The 23,612-nt window shown below is 73.0% G+C and carries 22 protein-coding genes and 1 riboswitch; of the genes, 7 read left to right on the plus strand and 15 right to left on the minus strand.

Annotated elements, in window-relative coordinates:
- Nucleotides 1-78 precede the first annotated feature (78 nt).
- From ACIPWA_RS11805 to ACIPWA_RS11860, 12 genes are all read right to left on the minus strand, one after another.
- A complete protein-coding gene (locus tag ACIPWA_RS11805) occupies nucleotides 79-1,545 on the minus strand; it encodes an MFS transporter (protein WP_400290348.1) in 1,467 nt (488 codons plus the stop codon).
- A 121-nt stretch (nucleotides 1,546-1,666) separates the two neighbouring features.
- Nucleotides 1,667-3,307, minus strand: a complete 1,641-nt coding sequence (locus ACIPWA_RS11810) for an ABC transporter substrate-binding protein (protein WP_400290350.1) — start codon at nucleotides 3,305-3,307, stop codon at nucleotides 1,667-1,669.
- A 55-nt stretch (nucleotides 3,308-3,362) separates the two neighbouring features.
- The gene (locus ACIPWA_RS11815) at nucleotides 3,363-5,084 is read right to left on the minus strand and encodes a dipeptide ABC transporter ATP-binding protein (RefSeq protein WP_400290353.1); all 1,722 of its coding nucleotides are present in this window, start codon (nucleotides 5,082-5,084) and stop codon (nucleotides 3,363-3,365) included.
- On the minus strand, nucleotides 5,081-6,040 hold the full coding sequence (locus ACIPWA_RS11820) for an ABC transporter permease (protein WP_400290354.1): 960 nt from the start codon (nucleotides 6,038-6,040) through the stop codon (nucleotides 5,081-5,083). Before ACIPWA_RS11820 ends, ACIPWA_RS11815 begins: the two co-directional genes overlap by 4 nt.
- Entirely contained in the window at nucleotides 6,037-7,089 is a 1,053-nt protein-coding gene (locus tag ACIPWA_RS11825) for an ABC transporter permease (protein WP_400290356.1), read from the minus strand. The genes ACIPWA_RS11820 and ACIPWA_RS11825 overlap by 4 nt, the downstream gene beginning before the upstream one ends.
- A gap of 18 nt (nucleotides 7,090-7,107) precedes the next feature.
- Nucleotides 7,108-8,214, minus strand: a complete 1,107-nt coding sequence (locus tag ACIPWA_RS11830) for an LLM class flavin-dependent oxidoreductase (RefSeq protein ID WP_068709198.1) — start codon at nucleotides 8,212-8,214, stop codon at nucleotides 7,108-7,110.
- A gap of 88 nt (nucleotides 8,215-8,302) precedes the next feature.
- Nucleotides 8,303-8,413: riboswitch (SAM riboswitch) on the minus strand.
- 167 nt (nucleotides 8,414-8,580) lie between these two features.
- On the minus strand, nucleotides 8,581-9,723 hold the full coding sequence (gene proB / locus ACIPWA_RS11835; protein ID WP_068625112.1) for a glutamate 5-kinase: 1,143 nt from the start codon (nucleotides 9,721-9,723) through the stop codon (nucleotides 8,581-8,583).
- Nucleotides 9,724-10,077: 354 nt separating this feature from the next.
- Nucleotides 10,078-11,607, minus strand: a complete 1,530-nt coding sequence (obgE, locus tag ACIPWA_RS11840; protein WP_400290359.1) for a GTPase ObgE — start codon at nucleotides 11,605-11,607, stop codon at nucleotides 10,078-10,080.
- 91 nt (nucleotides 11,608-11,698) lie between these two features.
- Entirely contained in the window at nucleotides 11,699-11,956 is a 258-nt protein-coding gene (gene rpmA / locus ACIPWA_RS11845) for a 50S ribosomal protein L27 (RefSeq protein ID WP_030151568.1), read from the minus strand.
- Nucleotides 11,957-12,031: 75 nt separating this feature from the next.
- Nucleotides 12,032-12,340, minus strand: coding sequence for a 50S ribosomal protein L21 (gene rplU / locus ACIPWA_RS11850; RefSeq protein ID WP_191789147.1), 309 nt, complete (start codon nucleotides 12,338-12,340; stop codon nucleotides 12,032-12,034).
- A gap of 241 nt (nucleotides 12,341-12,581) precedes the next feature.
- Nucleotides 12,582-12,788 carry a dodecin family protein gene (locus ACIPWA_RS11855; protein WP_056651409.1) on the minus strand — a complete coding sequence of 69 codons (207 nt, stop codon included), beginning with the start codon at nucleotides 12,786-12,788 and terminating at the stop codon, nucleotides 12,582-12,584.
- Nucleotides 12,789-12,961: 173 nt separating this feature from the next.
- The gene (locus tag ACIPWA_RS11860) at nucleotides 12,962-13,534 is read right to left on the minus strand and encodes a TetR/AcrR family transcriptional regulator C-terminal domain-containing protein (RefSeq protein WP_400290360.1); all 573 of its coding nucleotides are present in this window, start codon (nucleotides 13,532-13,534) and stop codon (nucleotides 12,962-12,964) included.
- Nucleotides 13,535-13,643: 109 nt separating this feature from the next.
- Between ACIPWA_RS11860 and ACIPWA_RS11865 the strand changes: the two genes are divergently transcribed.
- Nucleotides 13,644-14,339, plus strand: a complete 696-nt coding sequence (locus ACIPWA_RS11865; protein ID WP_400290362.1) for an NAD(P)H-dependent oxidoreductase — start codon at nucleotides 13,644-13,646, stop codon at nucleotides 14,337-14,339.
- A gap of 73 nt (nucleotides 14,340-14,412) precedes the next feature.
- On the opposite strand, the gene trxA is transcribed toward ACIPWA_RS11865, so the two are convergent.
- Entirely contained in the window at nucleotides 14,413-14,802 is a 390-nt protein-coding gene (trxA, locus tag ACIPWA_RS11870) for a thioredoxin (RefSeq protein ID WP_056650509.1), read from the minus strand.
- Between the two features lie 157 nt (nucleotides 14,803-14,959).
- On the opposite strand from trxA, the gene ACIPWA_RS11875 reads away from it, so the two are divergent.
- The 5 genes from ACIPWA_RS11875 (at nucleotide 14,960) to ppk2 (ending at nucleotide 20,331) form a co-directional block, all read left to right on the plus strand.
- Nucleotides 14,960-16,378 carry an MFS transporter gene (locus ACIPWA_RS11875; protein ID WP_400290365.1) on the plus strand — a complete coding sequence of 473 codons (1,419 nt, stop codon included), beginning with the start codon at nucleotides 14,960-14,962 and terminating at the stop codon, nucleotides 16,376-16,378.
- Nucleotides 16,365-17,999 carry a pyridoxal phosphate-dependent decarboxylase family protein gene (locus tag ACIPWA_RS11880; RefSeq protein ID WP_400290367.1) on the plus strand — a complete coding sequence of 545 codons (1,635 nt, stop codon included), beginning with the start codon at nucleotides 16,365-16,367 and terminating at the stop codon, nucleotides 17,997-17,999. Before ACIPWA_RS11875 ends, ACIPWA_RS11880 begins: the two co-directional genes overlap by 14 nt.
- Before the next feature lie 119 nt (nucleotides 18,000-18,118).
- Nucleotides 18,119-18,688, plus strand: a complete 570-nt coding sequence (locus tag ACIPWA_RS11885; RefSeq protein ID WP_056650504.1) for an NUDIX hydrolase family protein — start codon at nucleotides 18,119-18,121, stop codon at nucleotides 18,686-18,688.
- Nucleotides 18,685-19,365 (plus strand): Pr6Pr family membrane protein, encoded by a 681-nt coding sequence (locus ACIPWA_RS11890; protein ID WP_400290369.1) that lies wholly within the window; start codon nucleotides 18,685-18,687, stop codon nucleotides 19,363-19,365. The genes ACIPWA_RS11885 and ACIPWA_RS11890 overlap by 4 nt, the downstream gene beginning before the upstream one ends.
- A gap of 111 nt (nucleotides 19,366-19,476) precedes the next feature.
- A complete protein-coding gene (gene ppk2, locus ACIPWA_RS11895; RefSeq protein ID WP_400290371.1) occupies nucleotides 19,477-20,331 on the plus strand; it encodes a polyphosphate kinase 2 in 855 nt (284 codons plus the stop codon).
- 10 nt (nucleotides 20,332-20,341) lie between these two features.
- Here the strand turns inward: ppk2 and ACIPWA_RS11900 are convergent, their stop codons facing one another.
- A complete protein-coding gene (locus ACIPWA_RS11900) occupies nucleotides 20,342-22,042 on the minus strand; it encodes an ABC-F family ATP-binding cassette domain-containing protein (protein ID WP_400290373.1) in 1,701 nt (566 codons plus the stop codon).
- A gap of 145 nt (nucleotides 22,043-22,187) precedes the next feature.
- Between ACIPWA_RS11900 and ACIPWA_RS11905 the strand changes: the two genes are divergently transcribed.
- Nucleotides 22,188-22,604 (plus strand): DUF3054 domain-containing protein, encoded by a 417-nt coding sequence (locus ACIPWA_RS11905; RefSeq protein WP_400290374.1) that lies wholly within the window; start codon nucleotides 22,188-22,190, stop codon nucleotides 22,602-22,604.
- Between the two features lie 332 nt (nucleotides 22,605-22,936).
- Here ACIPWA_RS11905 and rdgB read toward each other — a convergent pair whose 3' ends face one another.
- Entirely contained in the window at nucleotides 22,937-23,602 is a 666-nt protein-coding gene (gene rdgB / locus ACIPWA_RS11910) for an RdgB/HAM1 family non-canonical purine NTP pyrophosphatase (protein WP_400290743.1), read from the minus strand.
- Nucleotides 23,603-23,612 lie beyond the last annotated feature (10 nt).

Below are 23,612 nucleotides of genomic sequence, written 5' to 3' on the forward strand. Positions count from 1 at the left end.
GCGATCACCCCGAGGGCCGGAGGACAAGGCCTGCGCCCGTTCTTCCCACCGTTCGAGAACTGGTGTCGACCGAGAGGCTCACGCAGGCTGCAGCGCGGCCTCGGCTGCGGGGCTCCCGGCTCGGGCTCGACGGCGGCGCGCCAGCACGTCGTCGAGCACCGAGCACACCGTGGCCGCCACGGCGAGGAGCGCGGTCACGACGACCGCGCCCGCGAGCGCCGCATCGTGCCCTGCCGGGCTCGCGGCGGCGCCGACGAACGCGCCGGTCATCGCGGCGATGCACACGGTCGCGGAGAGCCGCTGGGAGACCTGGAGCATCCCGGCCGCGACGCCGTGCTGCCCGGTCGGCGCCTGGTCGAGCGTGAGGGCCTGGTTGGTCGAGATGCTCAGGCCGCCCGTCACCCCGGTGAGCACCTGCCCGACGACGAGGCTCGCCACCACGAACCGGTCCGGCAGGAGCAGCACCGCCAGGAGGAGCGCGACGGCGACCGGGATCTTGGCCCCGACCGCGGCGGTGACCCCCGCACGGCCGAAGCGTCGCACGAGCCGCCACGAGAGGTGGGCCGCGACGACCGACGCCAGGGCGCCAGGGGTCGTGGCGAGCCCGGCCTGGAGCGGGGTGAGCCCAGCCCCCTCCTGGAGATAGATCATGAGGACCGCCGAGAACCCGAGCGCCGAGCCGAACGTGAACGTCGCCACGAGACAGCCGAGCGCGAAGCCCGGCGCCCGGAGCAGCTCGGGCGACAGGACCGGGGTCCGCCCCGAGCGGGAGTAGCGGCGCTCCCACCACACGAGGGTCGTCGCGCCCACCACGGCGGCCGCACCCCACGACGCCCGTCCCGCGACCGAACCGGGCAGGACGAACGGCACGAGGAGCCCGAGCGCCGTCACCGAGAGGAGCGCGAGGCCCACCGGGTCGATCCCGGGCGCCGACCTGAGCGGACGGCCGGCGCCCGGCACGAAGCGTGCGCACAGCGCCGCGGCCGCGAGCGCGAACGGGAGGGTCAGGACCAGGGAGATCCGCCAGCCCGCTGGACCTGCCGCGGCGAGCACGACCCCACCGACGAGCGGGGCGATCACGGCGGCGAACGCGCCCGTCGAGGCGTAGGAACCCAGGCTGCGCGCTCGCGCGGGGCCGTCGAAGTGGTCCTGGAGCAGCCCGATGACCTGCGGGTTGGCCATGCCTGCCCCCACTCCCTGGACCAGTCGCGCGACGACGAGCACGTCGGCGTCCTGCGCGCTCGCCCCGACGAGGCTCGTCAGGGCGAACAGCACGAGACCGGCCACGAGGAACCACGGGCGTCCGTAACGGTCGCCCAGTCTCCCCGCCGGGACGAGCGCGAGCCCGAACGTCAACGAGTACCCCGCGAGGATCCACTGGAGCTGGACCGTGCTCGCCCCGAGCCCGTCGCGCAGAGCAGGCGCGGCGACCGTGAGCACCGCGGAGTCGAGGAGCGTCGCGAATCCCGTGACGAGGCACACGACCAGGACGCGGGTCTGGAGCGGTGTGCGGGTGGGGACGACGGGAACGAGCCGTCTCGACATGGTGTGCTCTGCTCCGTGGTGGTCGTCGGCCCGCCGACCGCGGGACCGTGGTTCGGACGACGGTCGGGACGCGCCCGGTGGGACCGCCCCGGACGGAGCGGTCCCACCGGGACCCGGGATGCTAGTCGGCGTCCTTCCAGGTGCTGACGAGCGAGTCGAGCCGGGAGTCGGCACCGAACGTGAGCCCGTGCACGGTCGGCTGGGTGCCGATCACGCTCGTGAGCTCGTGCACCGGGATCTGGTAGTACTGGCTCGCGAGGCGCTCCTGGGCCTGCGCCAGGATCTCCGCGCGCTCGGCCGGGTCGCCGGCGGCCAGCTGGGCCTGGAGCAGAGCCTCGAGCTCAGGGTCGGTGATGCGCGGGTAGTTCGTCGCACCGGTCGAGAAGGCCGTCCGCAGGATGTCCCCGTCGGCACGGGACTGGTTGTGCCAGGCGAAGTCGTAGTCCCCGCCCTGCTGGCGCTCGAGGAACTCCGGCACGGTCCCGCCTTCGAGGGTGATCTCGATGCCGACCGCCTTGAGCTGCTGCTGGAGGAGCTCGAGCGAGGTCTGGTTCGGGCCGAAGTTCGTGATCCACGCGACCTTGAGGGACAGCTTCTGCCCGTCCTTCTCGCGGACGCCGTCGGAGCCGACCGTCCACCCGGCCTGGTCCAGGAGCTTCTCGGCCTTGGCGCGGTCGAACGCGAAGTACGAGCTCTGGTCGGCCCAGCCGGGTGTGGTGCTCGCGAGGACGCTCGTCGCGACCGCGAAGCTCCCGTTGAGCGACGTGTCCCTGATCTCCTCGGCATCGATCGCGAAGGAGATCGCCTCGCGCACCTCGACGTCCGAGACGATGGGGCGCGAGTTGTTGAAGTAGACGCCGAACACGTTGCCCGGGTTGGCGCGGCTGATGACCGGGAAGTCGCTGATCTCGAGCGTCTCGATGTCCGTCGGCTGGATCCCTCCGGCGACGTCGACCTGGTCGGAGGTCAGGCTGCCGGTGCGCACACCCGCCTCGGGGACCACCTGGAACGTGACCTGCTCGAGGTGCGGGGCACCGTCGTTGCCCAGCGCGGAAGGTGCCCAGGCGTACTCGGCGCGCTGCGCCAGGACCGTCTCGACGTCCTTGGTGTACGACTCGAGGACGAACGGACCGGTGCCGACGACCCCTTCTCCCGTCGCCCGGTCGTCGAACGGGATCGCGACCGTCGACGCGGCGACGATCCCCAGGGCGGGCGACGCCGTCGAGCTGGGGAAGGCCGCGTTGGGCGTCGCGAAGTCGACCTCGACGGTGTCGTCGTCGATCACGTTCGTCCCTTCGTAGCCCACGAAAGAGCTGAGCGCGCCGCTCTTCGCCCCTGCCGCCACGATGTCGTCGAAGGTCCCCTTGACCTCGGCCGCCGTCAGGGGCGTGCCGTCGGAGAACGTGACGTCGTCACGCAGCTCGAACGTGAAGGTCGTGGCGTCCGCGTTGGCGCTCCAGCTCGTCGCGAGCCACGGTTCGAGCTCGTTCGTGTCCGGGTTCTGGTAGAGCAACGAGTCCACGATCTGCCGGGTGACGTAGAGGGTGTCGTTGCCCGACCCCGTGCCGGAGGGGTTGAGCGAGATCGGGTCGTTCCCGATCGCGAAGGTGAGCTCACCTCCGTCGACCGGGCTCGAGGTCGAGGCCGAGACGTCGTCCGCGGCCGAGCCGGTCCCGGTCCCCCCACCGCACGCGGTCAGGGCAAGGGTGGCGGCGACGGACGTCGCGAGGGCGGTTCCTCCCCGTCGGATACGTGCGTTCATGATTCTCCTTCGTCGTGGACCGAGGTCCGGTGGTGGGTGGTGCGGAAAGCTTCGGTCAGCCCTGGTGGAGCGCTCGGGCGCCCGGGATCGCGTCGAGCAGGTTGCGGGTGTAGTCGTGCTGGGGCGAGCGGAAGACCTCGTCGACCAGCCCGGTCTCGACGACCCGTCCTCGGTGCATGACCGCGACCGTGTGCGCGATCTCCCGGACGACCGCGAGGTCGTGCGAGATGAACAGGTAGCTGAGACCGAGCGACTCCTGGAGCCCGGAAAGCAGCCCGAGGATCTGGGACTGCACCTGGACGTCGAGGGCCGAGACGGGCTCGTCGAGCACGAGGAGCTCAGGGTTGATCGCGAGAGCCCGTGCGATCGCGACCCGCTGGCGCTGCCCGCCCGAGAGCTCGGACGGCTTGCGGTCCAGCGCCGAGGCCGGCAGGGCGACGACGTCGAGCAGCTCGAGCGCGCGCGAGCGCCGCTCGTGCCTCGTACCCAGGCCGTACGCGGCGAGCGGGTCGGTCACGACCTCGCCCACCGACAGCCGGGGGTTGAGCGAGGCGAACGGGTTCTGGTGCACGAGCTGGACCCGGCGCCGGAGGTCGCGCAGACGTGCCCCACGCACCTCGGTCACGTCGGCCCCGTCGAACGTCACGGACCCGCTCGTGACGTCGGTCAGCCGCAGCGCGAGCCGCACGGTCGTCGACTTCCCGGAGCCGGACTCCCCCACGAGGGCGAACGTGTGGCCGCGCGGGATCCGGAAGCTCACGTCGTCGACGGCACGATGGGTGCCGCCCCCGGCGGCGCGCGGGAGGGGGAAGTCCTTGACCAGGTGCCGGGCCACCAGGACGTCCTGCCCGGTCGGGTCCGCCGGTCCGTCGTCGGCCGCCCGTGCGACGAACGGGTCCCCCGCGCGCCCGGCGAACGTCCGTTCGCTCACGGCACGGGGCAAGGGTGTTGCTGTCCGACGCAGCTCGCCGTGCGCGTTGAGGCTCGGAGCCGAGGCGAGGAGTGCTCGTGTGTAGGGGTGCTCAGGGTGCTCGAGCACCTCGCGCGGGGTGCCGACCTCGACGACCCGCCCCTCCGACATGACGACGATCCGGTCTGCCCGGTCCGCTGCCACGCCGAGGTCGTGGGTCACCAGGAGGACGCTCGTCGCGGTCCGTCGGGTCAGTGCCGCGAGGTGGTCGAGGATCTGTCGCTGGACCGTCACGTCGAGCGCGCTCGTGGGTTCGTCGGCGATCAGCAGCGCGGGTTCCGCGATGATCGCGATCGCGATGAGGACGCGCTGGCGCATGCCGCCCGAGAGCTCGTGCGGGTACTGCTGCGCGCGGACCTCGGGGTCCTCGAGGCCCGCGGCCCCGAGCGCCTCGACGGCCTGCGCCCTGGCAGACCTGCGGTCGGCCAGACCGTGGACGAGCAGCACCTCTGCCACCTGGTGGCCGATGCGCTTGACCGGGTCGAGCGAGACCGTGGGGTCCTGCGGGACGAGCCCGATCTGCCGGCCGCGGAACGATCTCAACGCCGCGGGCGAGGCGGTCGCCAGGTCGGTTCCCTGGAAGACGATGCGGCCGTGCGTGACCGCCGCGGACGACGCGAGGAGCTGGACGATCGCGTGCGCGGTCGTGGACTTCCCCGACCCGGACTCGCCGACGACCGCCACGGTCTCGCCGGGGAGCACGTCGAACGAGACGTCCTGGACGGCCGCGACCGTCCCGCGGCGCGTGCGGTACTCGACCGCCAGGCTGTCGATGCGCAGCAGCGGTGCGCTCCGGTCCGTGCTCATCGGTTCCGCCGTCCTTCGGTGTCGAGGGCTCGCGAGATGCGGTTGGCCGAGAGGACCGTCAGCACGATCGCGAGCCCGGGGAGGGTCGTGAGCCACCAGGCGTTGCGCAGGAAGTCACGTCCGGTCGAGACGAGCTGACCCCACTCGGGGGCAGGCGGCGGCGCCCCGTAGCCCAGGAAGCTGAGGGACGAGACCGCCAGGATCGCGGTGCCGAGCTCGAGGGTCGCGAGGACCACGACGGGCCCGGCCGAGTTCGGCAGGACGTGCCGCAGCAGCACGCGGTGCCAGCGGTTCCCCGACGCCTGCGCGGCCTCGACGAACACCGAGCTGCGGACGCGCACGACCTCGGACCGCATGATGCGGGCGACGCTCGCGACGCTCGCGAGCCCCACCGCGATCGCGACGTTCACGGTGCCGAACCCGAGGACCGTGACGAGCGCGAGCGAGAGCAGCAGGCTCGGGATCGCGAGCAGGACGTCGGCGACCCGCATGACGGCGTCGTCGACCCAGGAGCCGAAGAACCCCGCGAGCAGGCCCAGCGTCGAGCCGACGACGAGCCCGAGGCCGACCGCGATGAGCGAGGCCTGGAGCGTGAGCGCCGTGCCGTGGACCACCCGGGAGTAGAGGTCGCGGCCGAGCTGGTCGGTCCCGAACCAGTGCTCGGCCGACGGCGGCTGGAGCTTGTCGGCCGGCACCCCGGTCAGCGGGTCGGAGTGCGCGAGCAGCGTCGGGGCGAAGGCAGCCACCAGGACGACGACGATCCAGACCACGGCCGCGAGCAGCCCGGGCCGCCGGACCACGAAGCCCAGGCCCGCCACGAGGCTCGCGAGTCCACGGACGCGGCCGGGCGGCAGGTCCGCGGACGAGGGCCGCTGGAGGCCGGGCGTGGTGCCGTCGACGGCATCGGCCTCCGGCAGGACGCTCTGCTCGTGCGGGGCGAGGGCGGTGTCGGTCATGCTGCACCTCCGTGAAGGACGGCGACCTCGGGGGTCGACGATCTGGTGGGTACGGTCTGGTCCTCGGGGGTGGCGGCCCCTCCCCCGGGCGTCGCCCCAGGCGTGGTCGCGCCTCGGCGACGTCCCGTCACCACGCGGGGATCGAGCAACGGGTAGGCCAGGTCGACGAGCAGGTTGGACACGACGAACACGACGGCGGCGAAGATCACGATGCCCTGCACGACCGGGATGTCCTGGGTCTGCACCGCGGACGCGGTCACGCGGCCGAGTCCCGGTCGGGAGAACACCGTCTCGGTGACGACCGTGCCGGAGAGCAGCTGCCCGACGATCAGGCCGGTCATCGTCAGCGCGGGCAGCGCGGCGTTGCGCAGGGCGTGCGAGAAGAACACCCTCGGGCGCCCGGCTCCCTTGGCCCACACCGCGTCGATGTAGGGCTCGCGCAACGTGGTGGCCAGGCTCTTGGACAACAGCTGGGCGATCGTCGCCCCCGTGGGCACGGCGAGCGTGATCGCGGGCAGGACGATCGAGGCGAACCCCTTGTTCCCCATCGCGGGGAAGATCGGCAGCGTGAAGGAGAACCACTGGATGAGCAGGAGGCCGAACCAGAAGGCGGGGATCGCGACCCCGAGCGGCGGCAGCCCGAGGAGCAGCTGCCCGAGACCGCGGAACCGGGTGTAGGTGGCCGCGACGGCCAGCCCTCCGCCGAGCACCACCGCGAGCAGCAGACCGGCCGCGGCGATCTGCACGGTCGGTGGGATCGCCTCGACGATGAGGTCCGCGGCGGGGCGCCCCGTGCTGATCGACTGGCCGAGGTCGCCACGGAAGAGCCCAGCGAGCTGCGAGAAGTACTGGACCACGAGCGGGCGGTCGAGGCCGTGCTCTGCCCTGAGCGCATCGAGCTGCTCGGGGGTGATGTCGTTGGCGTCTGCCCCGGCCATGAGCTGGGCCGGGTCGCCAGGCAGGGCGTAGAGCACGATGAAGGACACCGTGTAGGCGGCCCAGAGCACGCCGACCGCCTGGGCCAGTCGCGTCGCGAGATAGCGTCCCATGGTGGTTCTCCTCCTCCGTCAGGCGCCGACGGCGACGGCGGCGGCGGTCCGCTCGACGAGCGGCGATCCCGGCACGGTCGAGCCGGCCGTTCCCGCACGGTCCGTGGCCGGCGCCCAGCCGAGGGCCGGGGCGACGAGCGTCGCGACGTCGTGCAGGATCTGCTCGTACTCCTCGTCGCTGAGCTCGTAGGGCAGCTCGAGGCGCAGCTCGCTGACCTCGCCCACGACGGCGTCCGCCACGAGCCGCTCGAGGATCTCCTCGCTGGGCCCCACGAGATCGGGCGCGAAGAGCGTCCGGCGCTCGCCCTGCGGGGCGAGGGTCCGGGCTCGGCGCGACTCCTCGAAGGCTCGGTAGCGTCGGCGCGACGAGGCGTCGGCGCTGTCGGTCGGCACGATGACCCGCCCGAGCGCGACCCGCGTGGGCCGCCCGTCGCCGCGCCCCGCGCGGTAGGCGGCGAGGTTCGCGAGCTGGGCGGTGACGAAGTCGTCCGACTCCTCGCCTGCCACGATGTTGCCGGTCAGGAGGTTGAGCCCGTTGCGCGCGGCCCACTCGGTCGACCGGCGCGAGCCGGCGCCGTACCAGAGGCGGTCGACGAGCCCCGGGCTGTGCGGCTGCAGCCGGGGCCGCTGGACGTTCCCGGGCGAGTGCACCACGGTGTCCTCGTCGCCGATGAAACCGCCCGACAGGTTGGCCGCGAGCCGCTCGATGCGTGCGTGCGAGAAGTCGTGGGACTCCCAGTCCCCGTCGAAGACCAGGTCACCGATCAGGTCGGCGTGCGGCGGACGGCCCGCGCTCAGGCCCACCTGGAGGCGCCCCTGCGCGAGGACGTCGGCGGTCGAGAGGTCCTCCCCGAGGCGGAACGGGCTCTCGTACCCGATCGGGATGACGCCGGTCCCCAGCTCGATCGTGCTCGTGCGCTGGGACGCCGCTGCGAGGAAGACGGTCGCCGACGAGATCCCGTGCTCGAGGTGCCGCTGGCGGACCCACGCTCCGTCGAACCCCCAGGCCTCGGCGCGCTCGAACAGCCGCAGCGTCGCCTCGAGACCGCTGGCGGGGTCGTCGTCCGGGAAGTTCCCGGGGGTGAGGAAGGCCAGCGAGGAGATCGCCGGGGTGCTCTGGCTCACGATGGTGCGTCCTTCGGTCGGACGACGTGCGGGTCCCGCCCGTCCCCGGGCACGCCACAGGAACCCGTGGACGGGGGTCGTTCGTCACGTCGTGTGCTTACCGCGACCTGTCGGCGCGGTCAGGTCCTGCCCGGAGCACCCCGTCACATCGAAGGGTTGCTGGCCAGCGAGCCGGGTCTTGGCGCTGGCGCTCTTCACCTGCCGCACAGGAAAGCCTCCCGGCGCCGTGCAGTCAAGGAGTGAGAGCGGCGTCCCACTCCATGAGACAACGCAAACGAGAGACGGGGCCCGGAGACCGTTCCAGGTCTCCGGGCCCCGTCGTGGGACCGAGCGCTGCGGCGCGCTGCAGTGCGCCGCGAGCCGCCCTCAGGACGCCTTGCGCCTGCGCCCCACGAGCACCAGGTCGTCGCGGTGCACGACCTCGCGGTCGTAGCCCTCGCCGAGCTTGTCGCGCAGCTCGTGCGTCGAGCGACCGAGGAGGTCGGGGATGTCGGTCGAGTCGAAGGCCACGAGGCCGCGCGCGATCACGCGCCCGTCGGGCGCGACGAGCTCGACGGGGTCGCCCGCGTCGAAGTCGCCCGTGACCCCGACCACGCCCGCGGGCAGCAGCGAGGCCCTCCCGCCCAGGACCGCGGTCACGGCCCCCTCGTCGAGCTCGAGGCGCCCCCGCGTGCGCGCGGCGTGCGCGAGCCACAGGCGTCGGCGCGTGGTGCGCTTGCCCGTCACGGCGAACCAGGTCCCGACCTCGCGCCCGGCGAGCGCGCCCTCGGCGTTCGCGGCCTTGGTCAGCACGACCGGGATGCCCGAGCCGGTCGCGATGCGCACGGATTCGAGCTTGGTGAGCATGCCGCCCGTCCCGACCGAGCTGCCGCGCCCCGTGACCTCGATGCCCTCGAGGTCGAGCGGCGAGCGGACCTCGCGGATGCGCTGGGTGCCGGGGCGCGAGGGCGGGCCGTCGTAGAGCCCGTCGACGTCGGTCAGCAGCACCATGACGTCGGCGCGGACCAGGTGCGAGACGAGCGCCGCGAGGCGGTCGTTGTCGCCGAAGCGGATCTCGTCGGTCGCGACCGCGTCGTTCTCGTTGACGACGGGCACGACGCCCAGGTCGAGGAGCCGCTCGAGCGAGCGCTGCGCGTTGCGGTAGTGCCCGCGGCGGATGGTGTCCTCGGCCGTGAGGAGGACCTGCCCCACGCGGATGCCGTACTCGGCGAACGCCTGGGCGTACCGGGCGACCAGGAGGCCCTGGCCCACCGAGGCCGCGGCCTGGGCCGTGGCGAGGTCGCGTGGTCGGGCGCTGAGGCCGAGCGGACCGATCCCCGCCGCGATCGCCCCGGACGTCACGAGCACGACCTGCCCGCCCGCGGCGTGCCGCGCGGCGATGACGTCGACGAGCGCGTGCAGGGCCGGGACGCTGAGGTGCCCGTCCGGTCCGGTGAGCGAGGAGGAGCCGATCTTGACGACGACCCGGTGGGCCGTGGCGACCTGGGAGCGTGCGGAGAGCGCATTCACCGGGACATCATCGCGCGCCGGGCGCCCGGGCGCGGAGTCATGTCACCGTGTGACACCCCGGGGTGAGACGGCATGGACCCCGCCGCGCCGTGGTGTCAGAACTGCACCGGCGCATGGCCCGGTGCACTTCTGACAGCTTCTCCAGCGTGAGCCCGCCCGACGACGTCGCCCACCTCCCGCTCCCGTCCCACCCGGGCGGTGGTCGTCGCTCGACCGGTACGCCACAGGGCGGGCACGACCCGAGGGGCCGTACCCGCCCTGCGGGCGGACGTCGTGGGCGACAGCACCGGCGCGGGAGTCGGAGGTCGGGGCACCCGACCGCTCGGCCCGTCGCTGCGGCACCGTGTCCGGAGGTCAGTCCTTCTCGGGGTCCGTCCAGTGACCGGACTCGCGCTCGGTCCAGAGCTCTGCGCGGGCCTCGGCCTTGGCGTCCATGCGCTCGTTGTACTCGCGACGCTTGTCGTTGCGCGTGGGGCGCGAGTGGTCGTCGAAGCGCAGGTCGGTGCCGCGGGGTCCGCCGAGGTGCTCGGAGCCGGTGATGAGCGTGGGCTCCCAGTCGAAGACCACGGCGTTCTTCTCGGACCCGATCCGCACCTCGTCGCCGGCGACCGCCCCGGCCTTGAAGAGCTTCTCCTCGACGCCCAGGCGGGCGAGACGGTCCGCGAGGTAGCCGACGGCCTCCTCGTTCGCGAAGTCGGTCTGACGGACCCAGCGCTCGGGCTTGGCACCGCGGACCTCGAAGTAGAACGTGCCGTCGCCCGCGTTCTTGTGGGTGACCGTGAACCCGGCGTCGTCGACGGCCTTGGGGCGCAGGATCGTGCGCACCGGAGCGGGCGCGGGGGTCTCGCGGCGCGCCGTGTCGACGAGCCCGGCGAGCGCGTAGGTCAGCTGGCGCAGGCCCTCGTGGCTCGCTGCCGAGATCTCGAAGACCTGCAGGCCGCGGGCCTCGAGGTCGGGGCGGACCAGGTCGGCGAGCTCGCGCGCCTCGGGCACGTCGATCTTGTTGAGCACGACGAGGCGCGGGCGCTCGTTGAGCGGGAGCCCGCCCACGACGCCCGAACCGTCGAGGTCGCCCGAGTAGGCGGCCAGCTCGGCCTCGAGGGCCTCGAGGTCCGAGATGGGGTCGCGGCCCGGCTCGAGCGTCGCGCAGTCGAGCACGTGCACGATCACGGCCGTGCGCTCGATGTGTCGCAGGAACTCGAGCCCGAGCCCCTTGCCCTCGCTCGCACCGGGGATGAGGCCCGGGACGTCGGCGACCGTGAAGCGCACGTCGCCGGCCTGGACCACGCCGAGGTTCGGGACGAGGGTCGTGAACGGGTAGTCGGCGATCTTGGGTCGTGCGGCCGAGATCGCGGCGACGAGCGAGGACTTGCCCGCGCTCGGGAAGCCGACGAGCGCGACGTCCGCGATCGACTTGAGCTCGAGGACGAAGTCGACCTCCTCGCCGGGCTCGCCCAGGAGAGCGAAGCCCGGGGCCTTGCGGCGAGGGGAGGCGAGGCCGTGGTTGCCCAGGCCGCCGCGGCCACCGGCGGCGGCGACGTACTCGGCCCCCTCGCCGATGAGGTCGGCCAGCACGTTCCCCTGACGGTCCTTGACCACGGTGCCGTCGGGCACGCGCAGGATCAGGTCCTCACCGTTGGCACCTTCCCGGTAGTCGCCCTTGCCCTGGGTCCCGGACGCGGCGTGCCGGTGCGGCGAGTGGTGGAACTCGAGGAGCGTCGTGGTCTGCGTGTCGACGACGATCCGCACGCTCCCACCGTCCCCACCCTTGCCGCCGTCGGGGCCGGCGAGCGGCTTGAACTTCTCCCGACGGATGGAGGCGCAGCCGTTTCCGCCGTCACCGCCGGAGGCGTGCAGAACGACGCGGTCGACGAACGTGGCCATGGAAAGGGTCCTCTCGAGCGGGGGGAAGAACACCAGGAGGGGCGCACCGCGTCGGTGCGCCCCTCCTGTCAAGCATGTGCAGCGTCGTGGATCAGGCCTCGGCAGAGACGATGTCGACGACCTTGCGGCCACGGCGCGTACCGAACTGGACGGCGCCGGCGGTCAGGGCGAACAGCGTGTCGTCGCCACCGCGACCGACGTTGTTGCCCGGGTGGAAGTGGGTGCCGCGCTGGCGGACGATGATCTCGCCGGCGCTGACGACCTGGCCACCGAAGCGCTTCACGCCGAGGCGCTGGGCGTTGGAGTCACGACCGTTGCGCGAGGAGCTCGCGCCCTTCTTGTGTGCCATGTCGAACCTGCTTTCGTGCTGGAAGAAGAGGGGGTGGGATCACCTGCGGCGGCTCTCACGAGCCACCGAGGGAAGTCACTTGATGCCGGTGACCTTGAGGCGGGTCAGCTGCTGACGGTGACCCTGGCGCTTGCGGTAGCCGGTCTTGTTCTTGTACTTGAGGATCGTGATCTTCGGGCCCTTTTCGTCCCGGACGACCTCAGCAGTGACCTTGACCTTCGCGAGCGCCGCAGCGTCGTGGGTCACCTTCTCCCCGTCCACCAGCAGGATCGCAGGAAGCTCGACGGACTGTCCGGCACCAGCCGACAGACGGTCGACGACGACGATATCGCCGACGGACACCTTCTCCTGGCGGCCACCGGCCTTGACGATCGCGTACACCACGTTGTTGCTCATCTCTTCTAGTCTTGGCGTGCTCGCCATGTCTGGCCGTCTTGGCAGGACTCAACACACCTGTGCGTGCGAGTGCGACCTGTCCATGGGCACACGGGACCAGTGCGCACCGAGCGCACCGACGTTCAAGATTACGGAATCCCAGGCGCAGGGTCAAATAGCCGCACCCGGGCCCGCCGGTCAAGTCGGCACGCCCGGGCGCGGCGATCGGCCCCCCGTTCGAGGACCGGGTTCAGTCGAGGACGAACGTGACCTCGAGCGCCACCTGCCAGGCCACGATCTTCCCGTCCCTGACCTCGACCTTCTGCTCCTTGACCCACGCGCCCGTGAGGTTGCGCAGGGTCTCGCTCGCCCGCTCGATCCCGGTCTTGACCGCGTCGTCGAAGCTCACGTCGGACCGTGCACTGATCTGGGTGATGCGCGCTACCGAGCCGCTCATGACGTCCTCCGTCATCGTCGGGCGGACGCCTCGTCGCGCCCGCGCTCCCCTCCACGATCCTCCGCGCCCCCGCGGGTCGCCAGCGCAGCGGCCGGATCGCCCGCCGGTGTGCGAGCCCGACCGCCCGAGGCCGGGCGGGACGGGGCCGCCGACGAGCGCGTCGGCACCGGTCCTCACCCGAGCCGCGTCGCGAGCCCCGCCACGATCACGTCAACCCCGAACACGAACCGCTCCTCGAACGCCGCCGCATGCGAGCGGTCGAGCTCGCGCCGGTCGACGGCCTGCTCCTCCACGACGAAGCCCAGGACGAAGGCGAGCAGCGTCCCCCAGGCACGTGCGGCGTCGTCGGGCCCGAACCCTGCCGCCGTGAGGATGCCCATGGGCACCTCGACCGCGCCGCGCAGCGACTCGTCGGTGACGAAGGTCCCGCTGAAGACCCGCGCCCCGTCGCGGTGCGAGAGCAGCATCTCGCGCAGGGCGGTCGCGGACTCGCGCACGCACTCCTGCCAGGGCGCCCCCGCAGCCACCGCCTCGTCCCAGGCCGCGCCCTCGACGAGGTCGCGCAGCATGGTGGCCGCCATCTCGTCGAGCAGGTCACGCTTGCCCGCGAAGTGCCAGTAGAGCGCGGGCGCCTTGACGTCGAGGTCCTGGGCGAGCCGGCGCAGCGTCAGCCCGTCGAGGCCGACCTCGTCGAGCAGCGCGAGCGCCGCCCGCACCACCCGTTGCCGGTCGAGCCGCTCGGCCACCGCTCCACCTCCTCGCACGCCCGGCACGTCCGGACCACCACACCTTGACACCTTAACGATGTTCAGCAACTCTAACGCTGTTAGATTGAACGACGTTAAGGAGACTCTGATGCGCGTCCTGCTCGTGATCGACCACCCCTACGAGGGCAGCTACAGCCGGGCGCTCGCCGCGGCCGCGATCCGCGGGGCCACGACGGCCGGGCACGAGGTCGACGTGATCGACCTCGACCTCGACGACTTCGATCCCGTGGTCCGGCGCGCGGACCTGGGCGCATGGCGCGAGGGACGGACCGTGGACCCACGGGCCGCGGAGTACCAGGAGCGGCTGGCCGCGGCCGACCACCTCGTCCTCGTCCACCCGGTCTGGTGGGAGGTCATGCCCGCGCGCCTCAAGGGCTTCTTCGACAAGGTCCTCGTGCCCGGGTTCGCCTACACAGAGAACCGGGTCGGGGCGCTCCAGGGCCTGCTCGGGCTCTCGGGGGTCACGCTCGTGACGACCATGACGACCCCCGGCCCGCTCTACCGCACGTGGTTCGGCGCGCCGGTCCAACGGGTCGTCGCCCGCGGGGTCTTCGGCCAGCTCGGCGTGCGGCGGGTCCGGTGGGTCAACCACGCGCGCGTCGCCCAGGTCTCGCCGGCGCGACGCGAGCGCTGGCTCCGGCGCCTCGAGCGCCTCGCCGCGGAGCTCCCCGAGCCGTCGGGAGCCGTCCGCGACCGCGCGGCCCGGCGCCGCCGCGACCTGGACGCGCAGGAGGCCGCGCGGCACGCCCTGCCGAGCCCGACGCCCGTCGGGCCCGCGGCCTGAGCGCCTGACCCCGGGACGACGAAGGACCCCGGCCGGAGCCGGGGTCCTTCGTCGAGCTGCGTGCGCCGGAGCGTCAGGCGTCCGCCTGACCGTTCGACCCGGCGGCCTGCGCCTGGGCGATCTGGGCGCGGACGTCGTCCATGTCGAGGCCCTTGACCGCCTCGACGACCTGCTCGAGAGCGGGTGCGGGGAGCGCGCCGGGCTGCGAGAAGACGAGCACGCCCTCGCGGAACGCCATGAGTGTCGGGATCGAGGTGATGTTCGCCGCGGCCGCGAGGCCCTGCTCGGCCTCGGTGTCGATCTTGCCGTGCACGACGTCCGGGTGGGTCTCCGAGGAGGCCTCGAACACCGGGGCGAACTGGCGGCACGGGCCGCACCACGACGCCCAGAAGTCCACCAGGACGATGTCGTTGTCCTTGATGGTCTGCTCGAACGTGGCGCCGGTGAGTTCCTGGGTTGCCATGAAGGTCCTTCCTGAGGGGTTCACCAGGTGCAGCAACCTGCCGCGGCCGGGTATTCCCGGCGCGGCGGGCGGGAGTCCGCGCGTGCTGCCGGCTCGGACCTTCCCCGTCAGCCCTGCCTGCACGGCCGTGAGCGAGGTCACGTCTAGGCTGTGGCGCGTGGAACGCCTCAGGCCGCGCACGATCGCGGGATACGCCATCGGTTCGGTCGGCACGGGTGGGTTCGGCACGCTGCCCGGCCTCATGCTCCTGTACTACCTGACCGACGCGCTCGCCGTCCCGGCCGCGGTCGCGGGCCTGGTCGTCACCGGCGCCAAGGTCTGGGACGTCGTGATCGACCCGTTCATCGGGTACGGCAGCGACCGCGACCTAGTGCGCACCGGGTCCAGGCGGCGCTTCATGACGATCGGCGCGGTCGCGATCCCGGTGTTCTTCGCGCTGACGTTCGCCGTGCCGGCGGGGGCCTCGACCGTGGCCGCCTCGATCTGGGTGCTGGTCGCGTTCCTGCTCGCGGCCACCGCGTTCTCGATGTTCCAGGTCCCCTACATCGCGCTGCCCGCGGAGATCGCCCCGACGTACGACGAGCGCACGCGCCTCATCAGCTGGCGCGTGGCGACGCTCGCGTTCGCGATCCTGCTCTTCGGGGCCGGGGGCCCGGTGCTGCGCGGCGAGACGAGCTCGCTGTCCGGGTACCTGACGCTCGGCGTGGTCGCGGGCCTGGTCATCGGGGCAGGCATGTTCGTCGCGTCGCGCGTGGCCCCGCGGGGCGCACGCGCAGCAGGCCCGACGGCGCCGCTCCCCCCGGGCGCGCAGGCCGCGGCCCCGGCAGCGGCGGTCTCGGCGCTGGGAGCCTTCCGGATCGCGGTCGCCGAGGCGGTCTCGACCCTGCGCCGGAGCCAGCCGTTCCGCGTGCTGCTGACCGCGTTCTTCCTCCAGGCGCTCGCGACGGGCCTCATGCTCGCGGCCGCGAACTACGTGGCGACGTACGTCCTGGAGTCGGACCTCGCGGTGAGCCTGCTGTTCGCGGCGCTCATCGCCCCCGCGCTGCTCGTCATGCCGCTCTGGAACCGGCTCGCGCGCCGCGTCGGCAAGGAGCGCAGCTTCATCCTCGCGAGCGCGCTGTTCGCGCTCGCGACGCTGTGCATGGTGCCCCTCGCGTGGACCCCGGGGGCCTGGGTCTACCTGCCCACGGCCCTCGCGGGCGTCGGCTACGCGGGCATGCAGGCCCTGCCGCTCGCGATGCTCCCCGACGTGATCGCGCACGACGCGCGCACCACACCTGGTGTCGCCGACCGTGGTGGGGCGTTCAGCGGCGTGTGGACCGCGGGCGAGACGACGGGCATGGCGTTCGGCGCCGGCCTGCTGAGCCTCGTGCAGTGGGTCACGGGCTACCAGTCCTCGAGCGCAGGCGTCACGCCCGAGCAGTCCAGCGCCGCGATCGACGGCATCGCGCTCTCGTTCTCGCTGGTCCCGGCGGTTCTTGTCGCGCTGAGCCTCGTCGCCCTCGTACGCTATCGACTGCGCAGGGGCGACATCGACGTGCCCACCGAGGAGTCCGCCGCGCATGAGCGCCCTTGACGACACCCCCCTGCCCGCCCCGCCCGTCCTGAGGACCGAGGGCATCCTCGACCGCCTCGCAGCACTGCGAGCGGCCGACGCCCCCACGCACGGGGGCCGCGTGCTCTCGTACGTCTACGACCCGGACCTGGCCGAGCTCGACGCTCTCGCCGGCGACGCGATCCGCGCGGTCCAGCCGCTCAACGCCCTGGACCCCACGACCTTCTCGTCGGTCGCGGTCATGGAGCGCGAGCTCGTGTCCTTCGCGCGCGACATGCTGCACGGGACGGGCGCGCAGGACGCGAGCGGCGTCGTCGGGACCGTGACGTCCGGCGGGACCGAGAGCTGCCTGCTGGCGGTCAAGACCGCGCGCGACGCGTTCCTCGCCGCCCAGCCGGCACAGGCCGACGGGTCGCCGCGCACCCTCGCGACGCTCGGCTTCGCGCTGCGCGTCGTCGCACCCACGACCGTGCACGCCGCGTTCCACAAGGCCGCGGCCTACCTGGGGCTCGAGCTCGTGCTGGTCCCCGTCGACCCCGCGTCGTGCCGCGCCGACCCGTCCGCCCTGGCCGAGGCCGTGGGCGACGGACGCGACGTCGCGCTCGTCGTGGTCTCGGCGCCCTCCTACCCGCACGGGGTCGTGGACCCTGTCGAGGAGGTCGCGGCGGCCGCGAGCGCCCTGGGCGTGCCGGTCCACGTGGACGCGTGCGTGGGCGGCTGGGTCCTGCCCTTCTGGCCCGACGCCGCAGCCCAGGTCCCGGTCTTCGACTTCCGCGTCCCGGGGGTCACGTCGATCTCGGCCGACATCCACAAGTACGGGTACGCCCCCAAGGGCACCTCGGTCCTCCTGACACGCGACCGCGACCGCCAGCGCCACCAGCTGTTCGCGACGACGCGCTGGCCCGGCTACCCCGTGGTGAACTCGACCATCATGGGCTCCAAGTCGGCGGGGCCGCTCGCTGCGGCCTGGGCCGTGACGCAGGCGCTCGGCGTGCCCGGCTACCAGGCCGTGACGGCCCGCTGCGCGGAGGCCACGTCCGCCCTGCACGAGGTGCTCGGGTCGATCGAGGGCCTGCGGGTCGTCGGGCTCCCGGTGGGGCCGCTCGTGGCGGTCGCGACCGACGAGTCCGTCCCTGCCGGCCGCCGGATCGACCCGCACGTGTGGTCGGACGCGGTGCGCGCGAGCGGGTTCGTGCTCCAGCCCCAGCCGGGCTTCACGCAGCCCGACGGCTCGCGGCTGCCGCACACGACGCACTTCACGGTGACCCCGGTGACGGCGGGCGTCGTCGGCGAGCTGGGAGCCGCGCTCCTCGACGCCGCGGAAGCCGTGCGCGGTGTACCGCGGCCCGACCCCGGGCAGGTCCTGGCCGGGCTGCTCGCGACCCTCGCCCCGGGCGTCGAGCCCGCTGACGCGGTCGCCGCGCTCGGGTCGCTCGACTCGGCCACGGCCTGGGAGCTCGTGCAGCGCACGGTGCTGGGGGGCGCCGACACGCGCGGAGGCGACACGCCCGAGCCCGGCACGGGGCCCATGGCCCCGCTCCTGGCGCTCGTCGAGGCGTTGCCGCCCGCGGTGAGCGAGCGCCTGCTCGTCGAGCTCATCGCCCGGCTCGCCGAGCCCGTTCCCCGGTCGGTCGAGGACTGAGGCCCCCGGGTGGAGGGCGTCGCGGTGCTCGCTCGACGAGACGCCGCAGCGCCCCTCCCGTCGGGGTCCCGTCGCCCGCGGTCCAGCGCACGGACGGGCGCGGGTGGTAGAACAGTCGGGTGACGGACACCGCGGACTTCCCGCCCGACGACTTCTCCCGTGAGCTCCCCCAGCCGGCCGGGTGGCTGAGCGCCGAGGACCTCGCGGCCGCACGGTCGCACCTTCCCCTCGTCTACGTCGACGCCATCCCGGTCCGGGTCGACGACTCGGGCGACGTCGTCGCGGTGGGCCTGCTCCTGCGCGTGACGCCCGAGGGCCAGATGACACGGGCCCTGGTGTCGGGGCGCGTGATGTACCACGAGCGGATCCGCGACGCGCTGCTGCGGCACATCGAGAAGGACCTGGGCCCGGTGGCCCTCCCCCACGTCCCGGCCTCCCCGCAGCCGTTCACGGTCGCCGAGTACCTCCCCACACCCGGCATCACGGGCTACCACGACCCGCGTCAGCACGCGGTCTCGCTCGCGTACGTCGTCCCGGTCTCGGGAGACTGCCAGCCCCAGCAGCAGGCGCTCGAGCTGGCGTGGCTCACGCCAGAGCAGGCGTGCAGCGACCAGGTGCAGCTCGAGATGCACGGCGGGCAGGGCACGCTCCTGCGCCAGGCCATGGCGTACGTCGGCCGGCTCACGTGAGCACGGCGCGGGTCGCCTCGCCGTCGAGCACCGGATGGCGAGGCCTGACGGCTGCCCGCTGGTGGCACGGCGTCGTCGCAGCCATGGCGCTCGTCGGCGTCGTCTGGGAGCTCTTCGGCACGCTCGGGCGCGGGCCGCTCCCGGGCGACACCACCGTGGACCTCGTCGTCCACTTCTTCAGCTACTTCACCATCCTGTCGAACATCCTCGTCGGGGTCACGTGCGCGCTGCTCCTCGTGGACCCGCAGCGCGACGGGAGGGTGTTCCGCGTCGCGCGGCTCGACGCGCTGCTGTGCATCGCCGTGACCGGGATCGTCTACAACACCGTGCTCGCGGGGCTCCACGAGCTGAGCGTCGCCGGCTTCTTCACGAACCTCCTCATGCACCAGGCAGGGCCGTTGCTCGCGGTCGTGGGCTGGCTCGTCGTGGGCCCGCGCCCGCGCATCGACACCGCGACCGTGTGGTGGTCCGTCGTGGCTCCGCTCGCGTGGATCGTCTACATCTTCGTCCAGGGAGCGTTCTCCCGCTGGTACCCCTACCCGTTCATGGACGTCACCCAGATCGGGTACCCGCAGGCGCTGGTCAACACGGGCATCGTGGCCGTGGTCTTCCTGGGGCTCGCGGCCCTCCTGGGCTGGATCGACCGGCGCATGAAGCCGGCACCCGCGCGGGGCTGACGGCCGCGTCCCGTCGGGCTCGCGAGACGTCCTGATCTTCACCCGCTCGGCCCGGACCGCTCGTCTCGCGCGCCTGCCGGAGCGGCCCCCTGGCGGCGGTAGCGTGTCGCCATGTCGAAGACGTCGAAGAAGAAGTCGAAGAAGGACAAGGCCCCGTCCCTGTCCCGTGAGGTCTACGAGGCCGAGCTGTTCCGGCTCCAGGCGGAGCTCGTCAAGCTCCAGCAGTGGACGCAGGCCACGGGCGCTCGGGTCGTGGTGATCTTCGAGGGCCGTGACGCCGCGGGCAAGGGCGGCACGATCAAGCGCATCACGCAGTACCTCAGCCCCCGCGTCGCCCGCATCGCGGCACTGCCCACGCCCACCGAGCGCGAGCGCTCCGAGTGGTACTACCAGCGCTACATCGCCCACCTGCCGGCGGCGGGCGAGATCGTGCTGTTCGACCGCTCCTGGTACAACAGGGCAGGCGTCGAGAAGGTCATGGGCTTCTGCACCCCCCAGGAGTACCAGCGCTTCATGCGCCAGACCCCGGTCTTCGAGCAGATGCTCATCGACGACGGGATCCTGCTGCGCAAGTACTGGTTCTCGGTCTCGGACGCCGAGCAGCTCAAGCGGTTCCGCTCACGCCTGTCCGACCCGGTGCGTCAGTGGAAGCTGAGCCCCATGGACCTCGAGTCGATCCACCGCTGGGAGGACTACTCGCGCGCCAAGGACGAGATGATGGTGCACACCGACGTCCCCGAGAGCCCGTGGTTCGTCGTCGAGTCGGACTCCAAGAAGAACGCCCGGCTCAACATGATCGCCCACCTGCTCTCGACCATCCCGTACGTCGACGTGCCGCACGACAAGGTCGTGCTGCCCGACCGCCCCCAGGCGTCGAGCAGCTACGTGCGCCCGCCGCGCGAGCTGGCGAACTACGTCCCGGACCACGTGGCCCAGCTCCTGGGCGACCCCGAGAACGGGTTCTGAGCGGCGCGCTCTAGAGCTCGAGCGTGGGCCAGTCCGCGAAGTCCTCGCGCATCCTGCGGTCGTGCGTCGCGACGACCACGGCCGCAGGCGTGACGCGCAGCGCCTGGGTGAGCTCGTCGACCAGGTCGATCGAGAGGTGGTTGGTCGGCTCGTCGAGCAGCAGGACGTGCGGCACCGCGAGCAGCGCGCGGGCCAGGTCGAAGCGGCGACGCTGCCCCGCGGACAGCTCGCGCAGCGGGCGGTCCAGGTCTTCCTCGGCCAGCAGCCCGAGGAACGCGACGGGTACCAGGTGGTCCGGGTCGAGCGTTCCGGCCGAGAGCAGGTCGAGCGCCTCCTGCGCGTACTCCTCGAAGCCCGTGCGCTCCTCGGCGCCCGGCGGGAGCGCGGGGCCCTCCTGCGCGACGATCCCGACCCGCACCCCCTCGGCGACGGACCGCGTGCCGCGGTCGAGCCGGACCGTTCCCGCGAGCGCCGCGAGCAGGGTCGACTTGCCCGACCCGTTCGGCCCGGTGATCAGCAGCCGTCCCGACGGCGGGATCGCGATGCGCGTCCCGGGCAGATCGAGCCGGGCACCGGCGGGTGCTGCAGCGGTAGCCGGGACGTCGTCGCCGTCGGGACGGCCGCCGGGCTCGCTCTGACGCTCGCGCTGCCCCGCGTCCACGCGCGGGCTGCGCACCTCGAGCAGCGACAGGTCGGGAGCCCACCCGGGCGACATGGCCAGCAGGTCGGGGAAGCGCAGCTCGAGCGGGGGCACGGGCACCTCGACGGCCTCGGCCTCGAGCTTCTGCACGAGCCGGTCCGCGGCCTTGACGTGGATGCGCGCGTGCGTCGCACGACGGTGCTTCTGGCTCCCCTTGGCGGGTCGCCACTCGTCGGAGAGCCCCTCGTACGACGCGTCGAGGCGCTCGGCGAGCTTCTCGGCACGCTTGCGCTCGGCCCGGTAGCGCTGACGCCACCGGTGCAGGGCCTGGTTCTTGGCGAAGCGGTAGGCGAGGTAGCCCGGCTGCCCGTACAGGACGGGCTTGCCGTCCATCGCGGGGTCGAGGTCGAGGATCTCGGTCGCGACGTCGTCGAGCAGCTGGCGGTCGTGCGTGACCATGACGATCCCGCCGCCCCACGCCACGATCTCGCCCGTGAGGAAGTCGATGCCGCTCGTGTCGAGGTGGTTGGTCGGCTCGTCGAGCAGGAGCAGGTCGCTGCGCTCGGCCAGGCGGCACGCGAGGCGCACGCGGTAGCGCTCGCCGACCGAGAGCGTCAGGAGCTCGCGGTGCGGGTCGCGGCACGCGCCCAGCCGGGACAGCGCGACCTCGACGCGACGGTCGGCGTCCCACACGGCCAGGTGCTCGGCGCGGGCCAGGACGTCCGAGAGCTCGGCGAGGCTGCCGTGCTCGTGGTCGAAGTCGCGCGTCACGGCGTCGAGCTCCGCTCCCACGGCGCGCACGGTCGCGAGGCTGTCGCGGACCAGGTCGCCCACGGTCTGACCGGGCAGCGGGACGAGCTCCTGCTCGACGACGGCGAGCGTGCCCTGGCGACGCACGTCGCCTCCGCTCGGCGGCAGCGTCCCGGCCAGGACGCCCAGGAGCGTCGACTTCCCACTGCCGTTCTCACCGACCACGCCGAGGCGCGTGCCGGGGGCGACGCGCAGGGAGACGCCCGAGAGGACGGGGCGTCCGGGGTAGGAGAAGGAGAGGTCGTCGACAGCCAGGTGCACGGGTCAACCCTAGAGGGAGCAGAAGGGCGAGCGCGCCCTTGCCTCCAGCCTGGCCTTCGTCCCGGCCGTGGACGTGGCCCGCGCAACAGCGGGCAGGGCGCCGCGGGGAGCCAGGAGAGGGTGGTGCTCCGGTAGCGTCGTGGCCATGACCTCGACGCCTGCCACCGCCCCGAACCCGACCCGCCCGACCGTCCGGACGGGCGTCGTCGCCCTGGCCGTCGTGCTCGACGTCGTCGCGGTCCTCGCGTTCGCGGCGGGAGGCCGGGCGACGCACTCCGCGGACAGCCCGCTGACCGCGGTCCTGTCGATCGCCTGGCCGTTCCTCGTGGGCCTCGCGGCGGGCTGGGTCCTGCTGCGCGCGTGGCGCCGGCCGCTCGCGGCCTGGCCGACCGGGGTCGTGCTGTGGGTCACGACGTGGGTCGTGGGGATGGCGCTGCGCTGGGCCACGGGCGAGGGGCTGGCGACCGCGTTCCTCGTGGTGTCGGCAGCGTTCCTGCTCGCGACGCTCGTGGGCTGGCGGCTCGTCGCGCTCCTGGTGGTCACGCTGCGCGGGCGGCGGTAGGGCGGTACGTCTCGCGACCTGGGCCCCCTGCGCGGGCGAAGGTAGCCCGTCTCGTGACCGAGCACCGCTCGATGCCCTGCACCCCCTGGTGCCGAGAACGAGGTGGAGATCGTTCTGCCCGGTCTGGCGGCCGCAACATCGTGGTCGAGCGCACGGAACGTCGTTCTCGACGTGCGGCTCGACGTCCGAGCGAGCGCGACCCGGAGGTCGCGCTCGCTCGGACGCTCGTGGCCGATCCGACCCGTGGCCCGGCGACCGGGGCACCCCGGCGACCGGGGCACCCCTTCGACCGGGGCACCCCGGCGACCAGGCAGGCCGTCGCCAGGCGCAGCTCAGGCGAGCGGCTGGACCTGGACCTCGTCGACGGCCGTCCCCGTGAGCACCGCGACGACCTGCGGCGCGAGAGCGCGGAACGCCTTGCCGCGGTGGCTGATCGCGTTCTTCTCCGCGGCCGACAGCTCGGCGGCCGAGCGGGTCTCGCCGTCGGGGAGCAGGATCGGGTCGTAGCCGAACCCGCCCTCGCCACGCGGGGCGGTCAGGAGCGTGCCACGCATCTCACCGGTGCGCACCCACTCTCCCCCACCCGGCGTCACGAGCGCGGCCGCGCACACGAAGCCCGCGGCCCGGTGCCCGGCGGGAACGTCACCGAGCTGCGCGAGCAGCAGGTCGAGGTTCGCCTGGTCGTCGCCGTGACGACCGGACCAGCGTGCCGAGAAGATCCCCGGCGCCCCGCCCAGGACGTCGACCGCGAGCCCCGAGTCGTCCGCCACGGCGGGCAGGCCCGTCGCCGCAGCCAGCGCTCGAGCCTTGATGAGCGCGTTCTCCGCAAACGTCACGCCGTCCTCGACGGGTTCCGGCGCTCCGACCTCGCCCGCCGAGACCACGGCCTCGGGCGGCAGGTCCAGGCCCGGCTGGGCGGCGAGGATGGCCCGCAGCTCGGCGAGCTTGCCCACGTTGTGGGTCGCGAGCACGAGCCGTGCGCCGGCCGGGACGCTCACGCCGGACGCA

Origin of the sequence: Oerskovia enterophila (assembly GCF_044748475.1) — a bacterium.
Classification (GTDB): domain Bacteria; phylum Actinomycetota; class Actinomycetes; order Actinomycetales; family Cellulomonadaceae; genus Oerskovia; species Oerskovia enterophila.

Coding starts and splice junctions, on each gene's coding strand:
- ACIPWA_RS11805 (WP_400290348.1), bottom strand. CDS start 1,545: ATGTCGAGACGGCTCGTTCCCGTCGTCCCCACCCGCACACCGCTCCAG.
- ACIPWA_RS11810 (WP_400290350.1), bottom strand. CDS start 3,307: ATGAACGCACGTATCCGACGGGGAGGAACCGCCCTCGCGACGTCCGTC.
- ACIPWA_RS11815 (WP_400290353.1), bottom strand. CDS start 5,084: ATGAGCACGGACCGGAGCGCACCGCTGCTGCGCATCGACAGCCTGGCG.
- ACIPWA_RS11820 (WP_400290354.1), bottom strand. CDS start 6,040: ATGACCGACACCGCCCTCGCCCCGCACGAGCAGAGCGTCCTGCCGGAG.
- ACIPWA_RS11825 (WP_400290356.1), bottom strand. CDS start 7,089: ATGGGACGCTATCTCGCGACGCGACTGGCCCAGGCGGTCGGCGTGCTC.
- obgE (WP_400290359.1), bottom strand. CDS start 11,607: ATGGCCACGTTCGTCGACCGCGTCGTTCTGCACGCCTCCGGCGGTGAC.
- rpmA (WP_030151568.1), bottom strand. CDS start 11,956: ATGGCACACAAGAAGGGCGCGAGCTCCTCGCGCAACGGTCGTGACTCC.
- ACIPWA_RS11855 (WP_056651409.1), bottom strand. CDS start 12,788: ATGAGCGGCTCGGTAGCGCGCATCACCCAGATCAGTGCACGGTCCGAC.
- ACIPWA_RS11865 (WP_400290362.1), top strand. CDS start 13,644: ATGCGCGTCCTGCTCGTGATCGACCACCCCTACGAGGGCAGCTACAGC.
- trxA (WP_056650509.1), bottom strand. CDS start 14,802: ATGGCAACCCAGGAACTCACCGGCGCCACGTTCGAGCAGACCATCAAG.
- ACIPWA_RS11880 (WP_400290367.1), top strand. CDS start 16,365: ATGAGCGCCCTTGACGACACCCCCCTGCCCGCCCCGCCCGTCCTGAGG.
- ppk2 (WP_400290371.1), top strand. CDS start 19,477: ATGTCGAAGACGTCGAAGAAGAAGTCGAAGAAGGACAAGGCCCCGTCC.
- ACIPWA_RS11905 (WP_400290374.1), top strand. CDS start 22,188: ATGACCTCGACGCCTGCCACCGCCCCGAACCCGACCCGCCCGACCGTC.